At 66.2% G+C, this 16,437-nt stretch carries 11 protein-coding genes and 2 pseudogenes; 4 read left to right on the top strand and 9 right to left on the bottom strand.

What is annotated here, in order from left to right; genetic code table 11:
* Positions 1-105: 105 nt before the first annotated feature.
* The 7 genes and pseudogenes from EHV23_RS08545 to EHV23_RS08570 all read right to left on the bottom strand — a co-directional run bounded on the left by EHV23_RS08545 (position 106) and on the right by EHV23_RS08570 (position 5,888).
* Entirely contained in the window at positions 106-1,137 is a 1,032-nt protein-coding gene (locus EHV23_RS08545) for a D-hexose-6-phosphate mutarotase (protein WP_125095707.1), read from the bottom strand.
* 213 nt (positions 1,138-1,350) lie between these two features.
* Complete coding sequence (locus EHV23_RS08550; protein WP_203228953.1) at positions 1,351-2,115, bottom strand: endonuclease/exonuclease/phosphatase family protein; 765 nt, start codon at positions 2,113-2,115, stop codon at positions 1,351-1,353.
* 187 nt (positions 2,116-2,302) lie between these two features.
* Positions 2,303-2,542, bottom strand: a pseudogene (gene nudB / locus EHV23_RS16075) (dihydroneopterin triphosphate diphosphatase); the annotation flags it as partial.
* A gap of 146 nt (positions 2,543-2,688) precedes the next feature.
* Positions 2,689-2,896, bottom strand: a pseudogene (locus tag EHV23_RS16080) (NUDIX domain-containing protein); the annotation flags it as partial.
* Between the two features lie 9 nt (positions 2,897-2,905).
* A complete protein-coding gene (gene aspS, locus EHV23_RS08560; protein ID WP_238990398.1) occupies positions 2,906-4,729 on the bottom strand; it encodes an aspartate--tRNA ligase in 1,824 nt (607 codons plus the stop codon).
* A 133-nt stretch (positions 4,730-4,862) separates the two neighbouring features.
* Complete coding sequence (locus EHV23_RS08565) at positions 4,863-5,504, bottom strand: DUF502 domain-containing protein (protein ID WP_125096774.1); 642 nt, start codon at positions 5,502-5,504, stop codon at positions 4,863-4,865.
* A 33-nt stretch (positions 5,505-5,537) separates the two neighbouring features.
* On the bottom strand, positions 5,538-5,888 hold the full coding sequence (locus tag EHV23_RS08570; RefSeq protein ID WP_125095709.1) for an FmdB family zinc ribbon protein: 351 nt from the start codon (positions 5,886-5,888) through the stop codon (positions 5,538-5,540).
* Positions 5,889-6,103: 215 nt separating this feature from the next.
* Here EHV23_RS08570 and EHV23_RS08575 point away from each other — a divergent pair, with 215 nt between their 5' ends.
* Entirely contained in the window at positions 6,104-7,435 is a 1,332-nt protein-coding gene (locus EHV23_RS08575) for a threonine/serine exporter family protein (protein ID WP_158615896.1), read from the top strand.
* A gap of 142 nt (positions 7,436-7,577) precedes the next feature.
* Here EHV23_RS08575 and ssb read toward each other — a convergent pair whose 3' ends face one another.
* A complete protein-coding gene (ssb, locus tag EHV23_RS08580; protein WP_125095711.1) occupies positions 7,578-8,114 on the bottom strand; it encodes a single-stranded DNA-binding protein in 537 nt (178 codons plus the stop codon).
* 260 nt (positions 8,115-8,374) lie between these two features.
* Positions 8,375-9,643 (bottom strand): MFS transporter, encoded by a 1,269-nt coding sequence (locus EHV23_RS08585; RefSeq protein ID WP_238990399.1) that lies wholly within the window; start codon positions 9,641-9,643, stop codon positions 8,375-8,377.
* A 306-nt stretch (positions 9,644-9,949) separates the two neighbouring features.
* On the opposite strand from EHV23_RS08585, the gene uvrA reads away from it, so the two are divergent.
* From uvrA to EHV23_RS08600, 3 genes are all read left to right on the top strand, one after another.
* A complete protein-coding gene (uvrA, locus tag EHV23_RS08590; protein ID WP_125095712.1) occupies positions 9,950-12,889 on the top strand; it encodes an excinuclease ABC subunit UvrA in 2,940 nt (979 codons plus the stop codon).
* 358 nt (positions 12,890-13,247) lie between these two features.
* The gene (locus EHV23_RS08595; protein ID WP_125095713.1) at positions 13,248-14,336 is read left to right on the top strand and encodes a hypothetical protein; all 1,089 of its coding nucleotides are present in this window, start codon (positions 13,248-13,250) and stop codon (positions 14,334-14,336) included.
* Positions 14,337-14,696: 360 nt separating this feature from the next.
* Positions 14,697-15,752 carry a hypothetical protein gene (locus EHV23_RS08600; RefSeq protein WP_125095714.1) on the top strand — a complete coding sequence of 352 codons (1,056 nt, stop codon included), beginning with the start codon at positions 14,697-14,699 and terminating at the stop codon, positions 15,750-15,752.
* Positions 15,753-16,437: the final 685 nt, after the last annotated feature.

Consider the following 16,437-nt stretch of genomic DNA (forward strand, 5'->3'; position numbering starts at 1 on the left):
CTGATGTACGTCGCCACGGCCTGTTTTTTCCGTACCCCGAAACGGGCAGCGTACAGACGGATGCGTTCACGACACGCGCGGGGTCAGCAAAAATGGTATCAGCTGTTACATGACCTGCAGATGCTGGCCGGCCAGCCAGCGACCGCCCGGCGGCAGTTCGGCCGGCTGGCCGATGCAGGCGGCTTCCACGCAGAGCATGCGGCGCCAGTCGTCATCGGGCATGTCGTCGATGGCGGCGGCGTTGACCGGCCCCGGGTTCCACACCACGGTGTCGGCAAAGCCGCCACTCATGGCAATGCGCAGCCGTCCCAGGCCACTCTGCAGCACCAGCGGGCGCTGCACACCAAGGTAGATGTCGTCGATGGCCCCGGTGAGGACCAGGGGCCCCTTGCCGGCAGGCCCCTGGGTATTGGGCTGCACCAGTGTATCGACCCGGGTGCTACCGGCCAGCCCGTCCACCTGGCTGGCGGTCAGTTCGGTGACCGCAAAGTACGTGTGCAGGGCGGCGGTGAAGTGCATCGGCGCGCAGCCCTGCGGGTCGAGGTTGTCCAGCACCAGCTGCAGGTCCAGCTGGCCGGGCAGCATGCGGATGTGCAGCTGCAGGCTGAAATCGTGCGTCCAGGCAGCCCGGGTGGCCTCGTTGGCATGCAGACCCAGCACCAGGTCGGTGGCGTGCAGGCCGGCTGCGGCAGCGTCTTCTGCACCGACGATGTCATGCGGCACATGGGCTGCCGGCAGTGCGGCAGCCGGGGGCGGGGGCACGCGTGCGCCGGCTTCGTGGTCACCCGCCGGGGCCGAGGCACCATGCAGGGCACTGGCGGCAAACACGGCATCCAGCCGTTCCCACGGCTGGTGGCGGGCAAAGCCATGGCGCGGCAGGCTGAAATCCGGTCCCCGCAGGTTGAACTGCGGGAAGATCACCGGCACACCACCGCGTACGGGTTTGGGGGTGGAAGGCAGACGCGGCGTGCAGTACATGCGCTCGATGCCGTCGGCCGTCATCCAGGACAGTACCTGGGCGCCGTGCTGCAGCACGACCAGCTGGTCGCCCACGCTGTTGCGCAGGCTGAAGGCGGGCTGCCCCGCCACGGTGATGGTCTCGACGGTACCACCGGCTCCCCGGGAATCGCTTGTCATGGTTTCAGCTCCCTGTCTGGGCGGCACAGGGTTCACCGTTGCCGGGCACTGTGCCAGTTGTGTGTGATGAATCATGATAGCCGGCCCGCACCCCCATGGGGCAGGATACGGCTCCGTCAGGATCCGCTACCCGCGATATCAGGGCATTGCGTCATCGCGGCGTCGCGTCATTGCTGCATCGGGACACCGGAACACGCACATGCAGGCTGGACCTCATTCATCCCCGAGCAGCCACAGGTCGGCCACCACGGGGGCATGGTCCGACAGCCGCGCCCAGCTGATGCCACGCAGCACCTGGGCACTTTCCACGGCAAAGCCGCGCACGTAGATGCGGTCCATGCGCAGGCAGGGCATCAGCGCCGGGAAGGTGCGGGCACTGTCGAGCACTTCGTGCACGGCCAGCGCCTCCACCAGATGCTGGCTCAGGGCATCCTGCCAGTCGTTGAAGTCACCGGCAATCAGCAGTGGCGCCCCGGGGGGCACCTCGGCGCGAATCCATTCGGTCAGCGCCTCGGCCTGCCGGGCCCGGCTGCGGGCAAACAGGCCGAAGTGGATGACGAAGCAGTGCACCACCCGGCTGCCCATCTGCAGGGTGCAGTGCAGCACGCCCCGCCGCTCGAACACGTGATCGGAAAAATCGCGGTTCTCGGAGGTGAGCACCGGAAACTGCGACAGCAGCGCATTGCCATGATGCCCGTGCAGGTACCGCGCATTGAGCCCGTACACGGCCTGAAACGGCCGACCGGACGCCGGATCGAGCGCCAGGTACTGGGCCTGCGGGTCTGCCGGCCAGTGCTGCAGGCGCTCGGCCATGCGGCTGTTCTTGCCCTGCACTTCCTGCAGAAACACGACATCGGCCTGCAGCTCGTGCAGGCGCTGGCGCATTTCATGCACGGTGGCACGCCGGCGCAGGGACGGACTGTGCGACACGCCCTTGTGGATGTTGTAGGTGGCTACCCGCAGCTTCAGTGCACTCATCGGCAGGATCCTTTCCCGTCATTGTCGCGCATCATGGCCGCCGTGGCGCTGGGTCAGCCGGCGTCGCGGGGTCATCGCCCGGCACGGAACAGCCCGACACAGGTCGTACACCCGGCGTGGAACAGCAGGGTACAGGTCCTGCATCCGGCGCGGGATCATCCGCCGGCACTGCGCGGCCGCACCAGCCCAGCCGGCCGGCCAGCAGCCGGATGGCTTCGGCATTGCTCGGCGAGAAGCAGCGTGCCGCCGCCTCGGCCCAGGGCAGCCATGCAAAGGCCAGATGCTCGCGCGGCGCCAGCCGTACCGCGCAGGGGGCCGGCACCGGCAGCGCAAACACGTGTTCGGTGTTGTGCGTCACGCCCGGACCGTAGCGGTGACGCCAGTGGGCAAAGATTTCGTAGCGGTTCTGGATGTGCAGATCCTGCAGCAGCAGGTGGCCCCCGGTTGCCACCCCGGAGGCGGCTGGGGTGGCGGTGGTTTTCACCGGGCTGGCTGCCTCTGGCACGCTGTCATGGCCGGACAAGGCAGGCTCGCCGGCGGCGAATTCCGCGGCGACTTCGATCCCCTCGCCCACCCGAAGGCCGGTTTCCTCGAAGACCTCCCGGGCCGCCGCCAGCGCCGGCGGTTCATCCGGCGCATCCAGGCTGCCGGTCACCGACTGCCAGAAGCCGGGCCGGTCGGCCCGTTCCAGCAGCAGGATCTGCCCGTCGGGCGTGTGGATGACCACCAGCACCGAGACGGGAATCTTGAGGGACTTCCCGGATGCCGTGCGCCACCTCATGCCGTCCACTCAGGACGTACTGTCCTGGGCGGCACCCGGCTGCGCCACCACGGGGTTGCGCAGGCGGATGTGCAGCTCGCGCAGCTGCTTTTCGTCCACCGGCGACGGAGCCTGGGTGAGCAGGTCCTGCGCGCGCTGGGTTTTGGGGAAGGCGATCACGTCGCGGATGGATTCGGCGCCGGTCATCAGCGTCACCATCCGGTCCAGACCGAAGGCCAGGCCACCGTGCGGGGGCGCCCCGTAGCGCAGCGACGACAGCAGGAAGCCAAACTTGGCCTCGGCCTCTTCCGGTCCGATGGCCAGCGCCCGGAACACCTTGCTCTGCACGTCCTCGCGGTGGATACGTACCGAGCCCCCGCCCATTTCCCAGCCGTTGAGCACCAGATCGTAGGCCTTGGCGATGCAGGCGCCCGGATCGGATTCCAGCAGGTCCTCGTGGCCGTCCTTGGGCGAGGTGAACGGGTGATGCAGGGCCACCCAGCGCTTCTCGTCCTCGTCGTACTCGAACATCGGGAAGTCGAGCACCCACAGCGGCTGCCAGCCGGCCTCGAACAGACCGTTGGCCTTGCCGAACTCGGAATGGCCGATCCTGACGCGCAGCGCGCCGATGGCGTCGTTGACGATCTTCGCCCGGTCGGCACCGAAGAAGATCAGGTCACCGTCCTGGGCGCCGGTGCGTTCCAGAATGGCGGCAATGGCCTCGTCGTGCAGGTTCTTGACGATGGGCGACTGCAGGCCCTCACGGCCGGCCTTCACGTCGTTGACCTTGATCCACGCCAGCCCCTTCGCACCATAGATGGCCACGAACTGGGTATAGGCATCGATTTCGCTGCGGCTGATGGAGGCGCCCTTCGGCACACGCAGGGCCACCACCCGGCCATCCTTCGCATTGGCCGGTCCGGAGAAGACCTTGAAGTCCACCGTCTTCATCACGTCGGTGAGTTCGGTAAACGCCAGCTTCACGCGCAGGTCGGGCTTGTCCGAACCGTACCGGGCCATGGCGTCGGCAAAGCTCATGGTCGGGAACGGGTCGGGCAGATCGACACCCATCACCTGTTTGAACACGGTGCGGATCATCGGCTCGAAAATCCCGCGGATCTCTTCCTCGTTCAGGAACGAGGTCTCGCAATCGATCTGGGTGAATTCCGGCTGGCGGTCGGCACGCAGGTCCTCGTCCCGGAAGCACTTGGTGATCTGGTAGTAGCGGTCGAAGCCGGCCACCATCAGCAGCTGCTTGAAGAGCTGCGGCGACTGCGGCAGCGCGTAGAAGTAGCCATCGTGCACGCGCGACGGCACCAGGTAGTCCCGTGCGCCCTCGGGCGTGGAGCGCGTCAGCATGGGCGTTTCCACATCCACGAAGCCCAGGTCGTCCAGATAGCGGCGCACCGCCATCGTCACCCGGTGGCGCAGCATCAGGTTCTTCTGCATGGCCGGGCGGCGCAGGTCCAGCACCCGGTAGGTCAGGCGGGTGTTCTCGGACAGGTTCTCGTCGTCGAGCAGGAACGGCGGCGTGACCGACGGGTTCAGCACTTCCAGCTCATGGCACAGCACCTCCACCTGGCCGCTGCGGATACCGTCATTGACGGTGCCTTCCGGACGGCGACGCACCTTGCCGGTGATGCGGATGCAGTATTCGTTGCGCAGGCTTTCCGCCGTGCGGAAGGTCTCGGCGCGGTCAGGGTCGCAGACGATCTGCGCCAGGCCCTCGCGGTCGCGCAGATCGATGAAGATCACCCCGCCATGATCCCGCCGCCGATGCACCCACCCCATCAGGGTCACTTCCTGATCCAGAAAGGCCTCGGACAATTCACCGACATAACAGCTACGTTTCACTGATTCTCTCCTGGCAACCGCAGTATGGCGCCCGGCCATGCCGGACACCGGTTTCATGGCCCCGACCCCGGGACCGTCGTTCTATGGATTCCGCCGGCCGGACCGGACGCTTCGCCCGACTCGACCCACGGCCTCATTCATGATTGGTTTCAGCTTCGTTCCGGCCGACCGGGGGTGCCACCACCCCCATCGACACGATGTACTTCAGCGCGGCATCCACACTCATGTCCAGCTCTACCGTCTCCTCGCGACGCATCATCAGGAAGAAGCCGGAGGTGGGATTGGGCGTGGTGTGCACGAACACGGACACCATCGTATCCTCTTCCTGCCCGGACGACACGCCCATCTTCGCCTGCATCGCGGCCGAGGGCGCCCCGGTCAGGAAGCCCAGCGTCCAGCAGCCACGACGCGGGTACTCCACCAGCAGCGCCTTGCGAAACGCCTGCCCATGCGGTGACAGGATGGTGTCGCTGACCTGCTTGACGCTGGAGTACAGCGTGCGCACCACCGGAATGCGCGACAGGATCCATTCGCCCAGCTGAACCAGCGCCCGGCCGATGAAGTTGGTGGTGAGCAGCCCCGTGACGAAGACGATGAGCACCGTCAGCACCACGCCCACGCCGGGAATGTCGCGCCCCAGCCAGACCTGCGGCTGCCACTTGGCAGGCAGCAGTGCCAGGCTCTGGTCCATGGTGCCGACGATGAGATTCAGCACCCAGACGGTGATCACCAGCGGACCCCACAGCAGCAGGCCAGTCACGAAATAGCGCTTCAGCATGGCAGGGCTCCCTGGGACATCCCGATACGATCAATCACTGCCCGAAGCAGCCCCTGCACCGCCGGAGGCTGCCCCCGACGACACCGTGGTCCCGGCACTCGACCCACCGTCCGTTGCTCCCGACGAAGCACCCTTGCCCGAATCCCCGGAACCGGGGCTCTTGCCTGGCTTGGCGTCCTGCCCGGCCGGCTTGGTGCCGTTGTCGCGGAAGTCCGTCACGTACCAGCCCGTGCCCTTGAGCTGAAAGGCGGGCGCGGACAGTTGCTTGTGGAAATCCGGCTTGCCGCACGAGGGACAGTCCGTCAGCGGGGCGGCGGAGATTTTCTGCAGCACGTCCTGCTCATATCCGCAGCTGCTGCATCGATAGGCGTAGATCGGCATGATCGAAATGCACAGGAAAAGCCTTTCATTATAAGGCAGTACCCATGACAGAGCGATGACCCGCCGAACGGCCTCCGGCGCCCTCGGACCGGCGTTGCGGCATCGACACACCCAGCCCGTGCAGCAAGCGTCGCACACGGGTATGACCCGCATCACAAGCGGGTTGGGCGTATCGTTGCCGGATGCAGAGCACACTTCCTTCACAGAAACAGAACATGCCTGCCTCCTCCGAGTCCGGAGAGAAAGGTCCTGACACCCCCGAGTCCGCCACACCGCCAGCAGCCTCAAGCCACGAGGAAGATGCCCGTCACCTGGTCTTCGAGATGGCCCGGGGCATGCTGTCCGATGGACTGCAGACCGGCGAGACCGTACGCGTGGCCACCGAACTCGGGCAGCGCCTGGGGCAGGAAGTCATCCTCATGCCGCGCTGGGGCGAGCTGATCATGCGGACCCGGCAGCCGTCCCCCCAGCGTGACCTGCTCGACATCGCCCCATGCTCGCCACACGCCGTGGCCATGCACCGGGTGGCGGCCTACATGCACCTGGCGCGCACCACCCGACCGGACAATCTGCCTGCCGCCCTCTCCCGCCTGAGCAGCATCCAGCGCATGCACGCCACCCCGTTGCTGCTGTACGTGCTGGCCTGCATCAGCGGTGCCCTGGGCATGGCCTTCATCTTTGGCGCCCAGCGCCCCGGCGCCATCGGCCTGATGGCCATCAGCGCCGGACTGGGCGCACTCATCCGTCGCCATATGGCCCATCTGGGCATCGGCATCGTCTGGCAGGTGGGCGTCGCCGCCTGGCTGGCTGGCGCCATCGGCGCACTGGCCGTGCACTGGGATCTCACCTCCCGACTGCATCTGGTGGCCCTGTGCCCGGCCATGATCCTGGTACCCGGGCCCGCCATCCTCAACGGCCTGATGGACCTGTCGGCCACCCGCGCCAGCATGGGCATCGCCCGGCTGGCCTACGCCGCCACCCTGCTGGCCGCCATCTGCACGGGCCTGCTGCTGGGCCTGTCGCTCAACCACGTGGCACTGCCGCTGCTGCCGGGTGCACGGATTGTTCCGCTCTGGAAGGACGTGCTCTCGGCCGGGCTGGCAGCGGGCAGCTTCGGCCTGCTGTTCTCGATGCCCCTGCGCGCACTGGTCTGGCCCATCTGCGTAGGCATGGCTGCCCACGCGCTGAACTGGCTGTGCAAGACCGAGTTCGGCCTGTCGCCCGGCGAGGCCGCAGGACTGGCGGCCGCGGCGGCCGGCCTGGTGCTGGCGCCGGTTGCCCACAGGCTGGACCTGCCCTTTGCCGGCATCGGCTTTGCCGCCGTGGTCTCGATGATTCCGGGCAGCTACGTCTTCCGGATGGCCAGCGGTCTTCTGCAACTGCAGCAGCCCGATGTGGATGCCCTGCCCACCCTGGTGGCCACCCTGTCGCATGGCGTCACCGCCGTGCAGATTGCACTGGCACTGTCACTGGGCCTGATCATTCCCAAGCGCATGCATGACGAATGGGTGGGCCGCCGCGAACGGCTCAAACGCATGAGCGCGTAGGCGCTGCCAGGCCGGGACTGCGCCCACCCAGATGCGGCCCCGTTCCCTTCCCCCATACGACAAGCGCCGCAGATGCGGCGCTTTTTTCACGGGTTTTGCCCCGGAACGGGCGTAGGGCGTGATGCCGATGCGCCCCGGACCGTCAGAACGGAATGTCGTCGTCCATGTCGTCGAAGGTGGGGGCCGGACGGTTGCCGCCTGCCGGGGCGCCACCGCCTGCAGCGCCGCCACTGCGGGCACCACCGCCGGAAGCACCACCACCATAGCCCCCGGACGAACCGCCACTGTAGCCGCCGGAACGGCCGCCGCCGTCACCGCCGAAATCACCGCCACCGCCGCCACCCTCGCGGCCGCCGAGCATCTGCATCTGCTCGGCGATGATGTCGGTGGCGTACTTCTCGACGCCGTTGGCATCGGTGTACTTGCGGGTCTTGAGGCGGCCCTCGATATACACCGAACGGCCCTTCTTCAGGTACTCGCCGGCAATCTCGGCCAGGCGGTTGAAGAAGGTGACGCGGTGCCACTCGGTTTCCTCGCGGCGTTCGCCCGAGTTGCGGTCCTTCCACGTGGAGGTGGTGGCCACCGAGATGCTGGTGATGGCCGAACCTTCGGCCGTGTAGCGGACTTCCGGGTCGCGACCCAGATTGCCCACCAGAATGACTTTGTTGACTGATGCCATGACAAACTCCTGAAACCAAACAAGGGGAGGAAAACAACGAAAGGGATTGTCGGTGCCCTGTCCCCAAAAAACCATCCGCCAGATGACCTAGGCGACCTAGGCCAGATGACTCGTCCGGATGACCGGCCCACCCGGCTGCAGCAACCGGTTGCAACACGTGCTTCCTGCCACACAGGCCAGGGCCGCTGCACAGGCAGGCACGGCAGACCAGCCCTGCGATGCAGCCCGACCCTCCGGGACCGTCCAGCCTGTGGCGCAGCTCAGCTCTGCCTCGCGGCTTCCTTGCCGGCTGCCCCGGCGCGCAGCGAGGCTGCCGACGGCCAGCGCCGCGCCGAGCATGCCAGCAGCAGCCACACCACCAGCAGGCCGGCCGAGGCCAGCTGCACCCCGGTGCTGCCCGCATACTTGAGCACCAGCCCACCAAAGGCCCCGCCGGCAAACACGCCCAGCGACTGGCAGGTACTGTACACGCCCAGCGCCAGCCCCCGGCCATTGGCGGGCACCAGCCGCGACACCAGCGACGGCAGCATGGCCTCCATCAGGTTGAAGCCGGTGAAGAACACCAGCAGCAGCCCCGCCAGCGGCCAGACGTGGTCGGGCACGAAGGCCAGCCCGGCCTGGCTGAGCGCCAGCAGCGCCACGCCGGCCAGAAACACCGGCTTCATGCGGTTACCCATTTCGGCCGAACGCATCGGCCCCAGCATCAGCACGAAGCCCAGTGCGCCGACCGGCAGGTACATCTTCCAGTGATCGCCCACCGCCATGCCGGCGGCCAGCAGCCGGGCCGGCAGCACCACGAACAGCGCCATCTGCGTCAGGTGCAGCAGGAAGATGCCGGCATTGAGCCGCCACAGGTCGCCATGCAGCACCTCACGCACCGGCGGCCGCACCTGCTTCACCGGCGCATGCGGCGGTTGCGGCACCAGCGTCCACAGCACCCCGATGGCCAGCAGCGCCAGCCCCCCGGTGACCAGGAAGATGCCCGACAGCCCCACGTGCTCGTACAGCAGCGGCCCGACGATGAGCGACACCGCGTAGGACATGGCGATCATCACGCCGATCAGGGCCATGGCCTTGCTGCGGTTCTGGTCCTGCGTCGAATCGGCCACCAGCGCACTGATGGCCGCCGACACCGCACCGGCCCCCTGCAGCGCCCGGCCCACCGCCAGCATCGTCACCGTATCGGCCATGGCAGCCAGCACGCTGCCGGCGGCCATCACCAGCAGCCCTGCGGTGATGACCGGCTTGCGGCCGAAGCGGTCGGACGCGGCCCCGTAGGGAATCTGGAAGAGCGCCTGCGTCAGGCCATAGGCGCCGAACGCAAAGCCCACCCAGGCCGGATCGGCCCCACCCGGCAGCGTGCGGGCATGCAGCGCAAACACCGGCATGACCAGGAACAGGCCCAGCATCCGGATGGCGTACAGGCTGGCCAGCCACAGGCTGGACTTCAGCTCCTGCCGCGACATGCGCACCCGCTCGCCGGCGGCAGGTGCAGCACCAGCCGGCTCGTTACTGACCGATTCGTTCATGGATGGAGACTGACAGACATGGATGGACCGAAAGGACTGGCGTGTGTCATGAACCTGTCGTTCGCCTGCACGGGGACGAAGTGTCCACACCGATGACGGCAAGCATCTTCCCGAGCCAGTCGTTGCACGAGGACGAATGGGTCCATGACACGCTCTGACGCGCGCCAAAGCCTGGAGCAATGGTATCAGCCACCCCGGCCGGCAGCGGACGACCGGCCGGGCGCCTGACTCCTGCACGACAGTCTGCTGTCCCCTCGGCGGGCACTTTCGGTATAGTGTCGGGTTCGCCCGAATTTCTGGAGAGGCCTGCCGATGATCCGCGTGCGTGGTGCCCGCACCCACAACCTGAAGAACATCTCGCTGGACATCCCCCGCAACCGGCTGGTGGTGCTCACGGGGCTTTCGGGCTCGGGCAAGTCGTCGCTTGCCTTCGACACCCTCTATGCCGAGGGGCAGCGCCGCTATGTGGAATCGCTCTCGGCCTACGCCCGGCAGTTCCTGCAGCTGATGGACAAGCCCGACGTGGACATGATCGAGGGGCTCTCTCCCGCCATTGCCATCGAGCAGAAGTCCACCAGCCACAACCCGCGCTCCACCGTCGGCACCGTCACCGAGATCAACGACTACCTGCGGCTGCTCTTTGCCCGCACCGGCACCCCCTACTGCCCCGATCACCCCGACCAGCGGCTGGAAAGCCAGAGCGTCTCGCAGATGGTGGACGCCATCCTGGCCCAGCCCGAAGGCACCCGGCTGATGATCCTCGCCCCCGTGGTGCAGAACCGCAAGGGCGAGCACCTGGAGCTGTTCGAACAGCTGCAGGCCCAGGGCTTCGTGCGTGTGCGCATCCGCAGCGAGGCCCTGCACCGTGGCACCGACGCCGGGGCGACCGGCGATGACCCGCCCCAGCCCCAAGTCTACGACCTCGCCGAAGTGCCCGATCTGGACCGCTCGCATCGCCACAGCATCGACGTAGTGGTCGATCGCGTGAAAGTAAGCGCAAACATACGCCAGCGCCTGGCCGAATCGCTGGAAACGGCGCTGAATCTGGCCAACGGCCGCGTCATCGTCCAGCCCATGGACGAAGGCCCGGACAGCGCCCTGCTGTTCTCGTCCCGCTACGGCTGCCCGGTCTGCAACTGGTCGCTGCCCGAGCTGGAGCCACGGCTCTTCTCGTTCAACAACCCCATGGGCGCCTGTCCGGAGTGCGACGGGCTGGGGCACACCCTGTTCTTCGACCCCGACCGCATCGTGCAGTTCCCGGATCTGAGCCTGGGCGCCGGCGCCATCCGCGGCTGGGACCGCCGCAACCAGTTCTACTACCAGCAGCTGCAGGGGCTGGCCAGCCACTACCAGTTCAACCTCGACCTGCCCTTCAACCAGCTGCCGGAGAACATCCGCAACATCCTGCTGTACGGTTCGGGCACCGAGGCCATCACCTTCACCCAGTTCAGCGCCACCGGCAAGCCCTCCACGAAGACCGAACCCTTCGAAGGCATCGTGCACAATTTCGAGCGGCGCTTCCAGGAAACCGACTCGAACCACGTGCGCGAGGAACTGGCCAAGTTCCAGCACACCCGCGTCTGCCCGGCCTGCCACGGCACCCGCCTGCGCATCGACGCCCGCAACGTGCGCGTCGGCCCCCCGGGTGCCGACAGGGCCATCTGGGAAGTCAGCGCCTGGACGCTGGGCGAGACCGCCGACTGGTTCGAGCACCTGAAACTCGACGGTGCCAGGGCTGCCGTGGGCGAACGCATCATCCGCGAGATTGCCAGCCGCCTGCGCTTCCTGAACAACGTCGGTCTCAACTACCTGTCGCTGGAGCGCTCGGCCGACACCCTCTCGGGCGGCGAGGCCCAGCGCATCCGTCTTGCCTCGCAAATCGGTTCCGGCCTGACCGGCGTGATGTACGTGCTGGACGAGCCCTCCATCGGCCTGCACCAGCGCGACAACGACCGCCTGCTCGAAACCCTCACCCACCTGCGCGACCTGGGCAACTCGGTGCTGGTGGTCGAGCACGACGAAGACGCCATCCGCGCCGCCGACCACATCATCGACATGGGGCTGGGTGCCGGCGAGCACGGCGGCGAAGTCATCGCCCAGGGCAGCGTGCAGGACATCATCGACACCCCCGAATCGGTCACCGGCCAGTATCTGGGCGGTGTCCTGAAAATTGCCGTCCCCGCGCAGCGCAAGGCGCCCGGCAGCCAGAAGATCAGCATCATCAACGCGACCGGCAACAACCTGAAGGAGCCCCGCATCGACATCCCCGTGGGCCTGATGGTGTGCGTCACCGGCGTATCGGGCAGCGGCAAGTCCACGCTGATCAACGACACCCTCTACACCACCATGGCCCGGCAGCTCTACCGCGCCCAGGCCGAAGCCGCCCCGGTCGAGCAGATCCGCGGTCTCGAGCATTTCGACAAGGTCATTGCCGTGGACCAGAGCCCCATCGGCCGCACCCCGCGCAGCAACCCCGCCACCTACACCGGCCTCTTCACCCCCATCCGCGAACTCTTTGCCAGCGTACCGGCGGCCCGCGAACGCGGCTATGGCCCGGGACGGTTTTCCTTCAACGTGCGGGGCGGACGCTGCGAAGCCTGCGAGGGCGACGGCGTGCTGCGCGTGGAAATGCACTTCCTGCCGGACGTATACGTGCCCTGCGACACCTGCAAGGGCCAGCGCTACAACCGCGAAACGTTGGAGATCCGCTACCGGGGCAAGAGCATTGCCGACGTGCTGAACATGACGGTGGAAGAGGCCCTGGCGTTCTTCGAGGCCCATCCCCAGATCAGCCGCCGGCTGCAGACACTGATGGAAGTGGGCCTGGGCTACATCCGCCTGGGCCAGAGTGCCACCACCCTGTCCGGCGGCGAAGCCCAGCGCGTGAAGCTCTCGCAGGAGCTGTCCAAGCGCGACACCGGCCGCACCCTCTACATTCTGGACGAGCCCACCACCGGCCTGCACTTCCACGACATTGCCCTGCTTCTGCAGGTACTGACGCGCCTGCGCGACCAGGGCAACACGCTGGTGATCATCGAGCACAACCTCGATGTCATCAAGACCGCCGACTGGATCATCGACATGGGCCCCGAAGGCGGCGCAGGCGGTGGCCGCCTGATGGCCGCCGGCACACCGGAGCAGGTGGCCGCCGTCGAGGCCAGCCACACCGGACGCTACCTGCGCCCGCTGCTCGATCCCGCTGCCGTGCAGCGGGCTGCCAAAGCGCAGACAGTGCCCGAAAGCTGAGCCGTGCCCGGTGGCCTGCCCCATACGACCCGCGACATCACAGCGTCTGCCGCACTGCTGGCCACCAGCACACGTCATACAACACCAGTCCATGCGGTCATGGTGTCGAATGATCCATCCCCGCGCAGGCCGTTGTCCCGCGTCCACAGCCTGCCGCCGTTCGGCGCCTGCCAGCGGCCGCTGCGCCCCCTGCCCCTAAAGTAAGGGCACGAAACATTTTGCTGCGTCTATGCTTCCCGCACCGGGCCTGAAGGCAGCCACACGGAAACCGGATCACACCGTGTGATGCCCCGGGCCTCCTCCTCACACAAGGACCGCCCCACACCGATGCGGCGGCCATCCAGCCCGGGAGCTTTCGATGAATATCCGCAGCCTGCATGTTCCGATCACCGCCGCAGCCCTGGCCGTGCTGCTCACCGCCTGCGGGGGCGGGGGTGGCGGTGGCACCGAGGGCAAGGCCGTGTCGGCCAGCCCGAACGCCCCGGGCAGCAGCAGCACCGCAGGCAGCACAGGTACGGCGGCCAACGGAACCAGCGAAACCCTCGATGGCGGCACCAACGCCAACGGCAACACCGTCACCCCGGTTGCGCCCACCGTACCGCCCACCCCACAACGCCCGGTGGCCGCCTTTTCGGATGAAGGCATTCGCGGCGACGTGCTGCTGACCATGCTGGACCAGCGCACCTGCAACAACTACGGCGTACGCAGCACCGCCATGGACGGTGAGCCCGTGCCCGGCGCCCTGGACGACACCCCCGAAATCGTGCTGGAAACCCTGCTGAACCTGCCCGGCAACACCGAAACGGGCAGCAACTACGTACGCAGACCCGGCGCCACCGGCACACCCGGTTTGGGTGCCGGCGTCCTGTGCCGCCCGGACCAGATGTACGCCCCGGCCAAACCCGGCACCACCTATGCCCTGGCGCAGAACACCAATCCCGTCTACCGCTTCACCCCGGAATCCGTCAAACGGGGCTTCCACTACTTCGGCGCAGAAATGTCGCTGCGCGTGAGCGACCAGTCCTTCACCCTCGGCCGGGGCCTGGCCCTGACCGAAACGCAGGATCTGGGCAAGGCATGGGAAGCCGCCCATCCGGAAAGCCTCAACGAATCACCCAAGGTCCACAAGCTGAACCTGAACGCCGCGGAGGATCTGACCATCGCCAACGACAGTCTGGTCAAATGGGGCGTGCTGCAGGAATGGAAGCGTGACGGCCAGCCCGTCTACCAGATCATGGTGCTCAGGGGCAGCGCCCCGCAGCAGGCCCGCCTGTGCTGGAACGCCAGCATGGAATACGTGAAGCGCCTGCACTGCACGGAATGGACCATTCCGGCCAGTTTCAAACGCGGCGATGAACTGAAGGTTGCCCAGTCGCTGCAGGACGACCGCGGCACCTACACCGAACACGAAAGCGGTTCGCTGTACTGGCGCGCCACCAGCAACTGACGCCACCGGGGAAACCGGATAGCGGCACAGCCGGCATTCCGACATTCCGGCAGGGCCGGACGGAAACACAGCCTGTTTCCGTCTGGCCCTTTCCCTTTCTTTCCCGGCCTCACCTGCTGCTCATGGCCCCGGAAGTACTGCCAGCAGGAGGCGTTGCAAACAGGCCGGAATACCCCCCTCATTTGCGGGAGTGCAATCTGCAACCCAGACAGCACAAGTTAACGATTTTATGTAACAGGCATTTCCATTCGCTGCAGAAGTGACGTATCGCCCCCTATGGCGGATACATCCGTCGCAAACAGTGATGCACCGGGCCGTATGCTGACGCTGCGGAGTACGCATTCCCCCATGAGGTGCATCATGCAAACACATTTTCTGCGCACACCCCTGACTGCCATTGCCCTGGGCGTCCTTCTGGCCGCCTGCGGCGGCGGTGGCAGCAGCGATACCACCAGCAACGACAGCAAGGCCGTCCTGTCCAGCCCCGGCACATCGTCCGTGACGGGACCGGCATCGGCCAGTTCCGCCCCATCCGGCACGAACACGGAAAGCACGGCGGCCAGTACCGGTGTGCAGACAGCGAACGCATCCAGTACAGCCACTGCCACACCGAAGGCAGGCAGCGTACTGAGCGCGAAGGAGGTGCGTGGCGACCTGCTGGCCAGCATGCTGGACAGCGTCCCCTGCCCGCAGGATCCCTCGGAAACCAGTGCGGTGGACGGCCCGGCCTTCCCGCGTGCCGACAATACCGTCTCCGACAGCAAGGTGCAGTTCAGCCTGGCCCCGACCAATTACACCCAGAATCCCGATTTCAACTGGCCACCGAATGCCATTCTGCTGACCCGTCCCTGCAAGGCATTCATCTACCATCCTGCCGGCACGGGCCAGTACGAAATGAACGTCTCGTCCTATGCATTCAGCCGCACCCGCCCGGTGAAACTGGACAAGGGCTTCAACGATTTCAGCATCCAGCTGCCGGTCACCATCAGCGACAGTGGTCTGACCATCGGCCGCGAGATCACCATGCAGACCAAACGTGATCTGAATCCCTATCCGGACGCCGTGCAGAAAACGATGACGCCCGAGCGCAAGGACATGAATCTCACGGCCGACACGGCCTTCAGTTTCAGCCTGACGAGCAGCACCCCGCTGGGCGGCGCCGTGCATGAATGGAAATCGGGCACCGATTCCGTGCAGCTGCTGCTGTTGCCGGGCCAGAGCAACCAGGCCAAGGTCTGCTGGAACGTCAATACCCAGCTCGTCAAGCGCCTGCAGTGCATGGTCTGGCAGGTACCCGCCAACTGGAAGCGCGGCCAGGAACTGGAGAGTGTCGACCAGTACATCGTGGATGACCGCAGCGTCTACCCGAACGAGCAGGGCATGCGCTACTTCCGTACTGCGGTGCAGCCAGACTGATCATCCCGTACCCCCACACAGCCCGGCTTTATGCCGGGCTTTTTTGTGCCTGCAGGTCTGCCGGCAGCGCACGGATCTGGAGCCAGCCCCAACGGGGGATTGCAGGAACGAATCAGCCCATGACGTGCTCCGGCGGTTATCGCGTCATCCGAAAATGCGCGCCATGCGTTCAGGACGGAAACATGGCAGCGCACCTGCAGGGACGCCATCACCATTCAGCCTGACAAACCCGTTCGGGAAAACCCGACCCGTTCAGGAAAAAACGTCAGACTGTCTGTCGACGGACGTGGAACTTTTCCCGAATGGAACAACCCGGCACGCTCCATCGCAGGAAAGCCCCGTACCATCACCACGGCGACCTGGGGCGCCAGACGGCATAAAACCGCACAATCCGCCCACACATTCTCCTGAAAGTATTACCAGAATTGACAGGAAAACGGCCTGTCCCGCACCAACCCGCTGAATTCAAAGAAAACCGTGAAATGTGGCTTGCGTTCACATGGATGAATGCGAGTCCACAATTCGTCCGGCAATAAGCACATAAAAGCGGTTGATCGTGCATGAGCGTCCTGAATATCTGCCATGCACGCCCTCGCGTATCCCGTTCGGGAATTTAAGGCGAGTGATTACATAAGGAAACGAGCGCGTCATTCACGGTCCTTAACATGCAACCGGAATCCCGGCG

Source organism: Lautropia dentalis (genome assembly GCF_003892345.1).
GTDB lineage: Bacteria > Pseudomonadota > Gammaproteobacteria > Burkholderiales > Burkholderiaceae_E > Lautropia > Lautropia dentalis.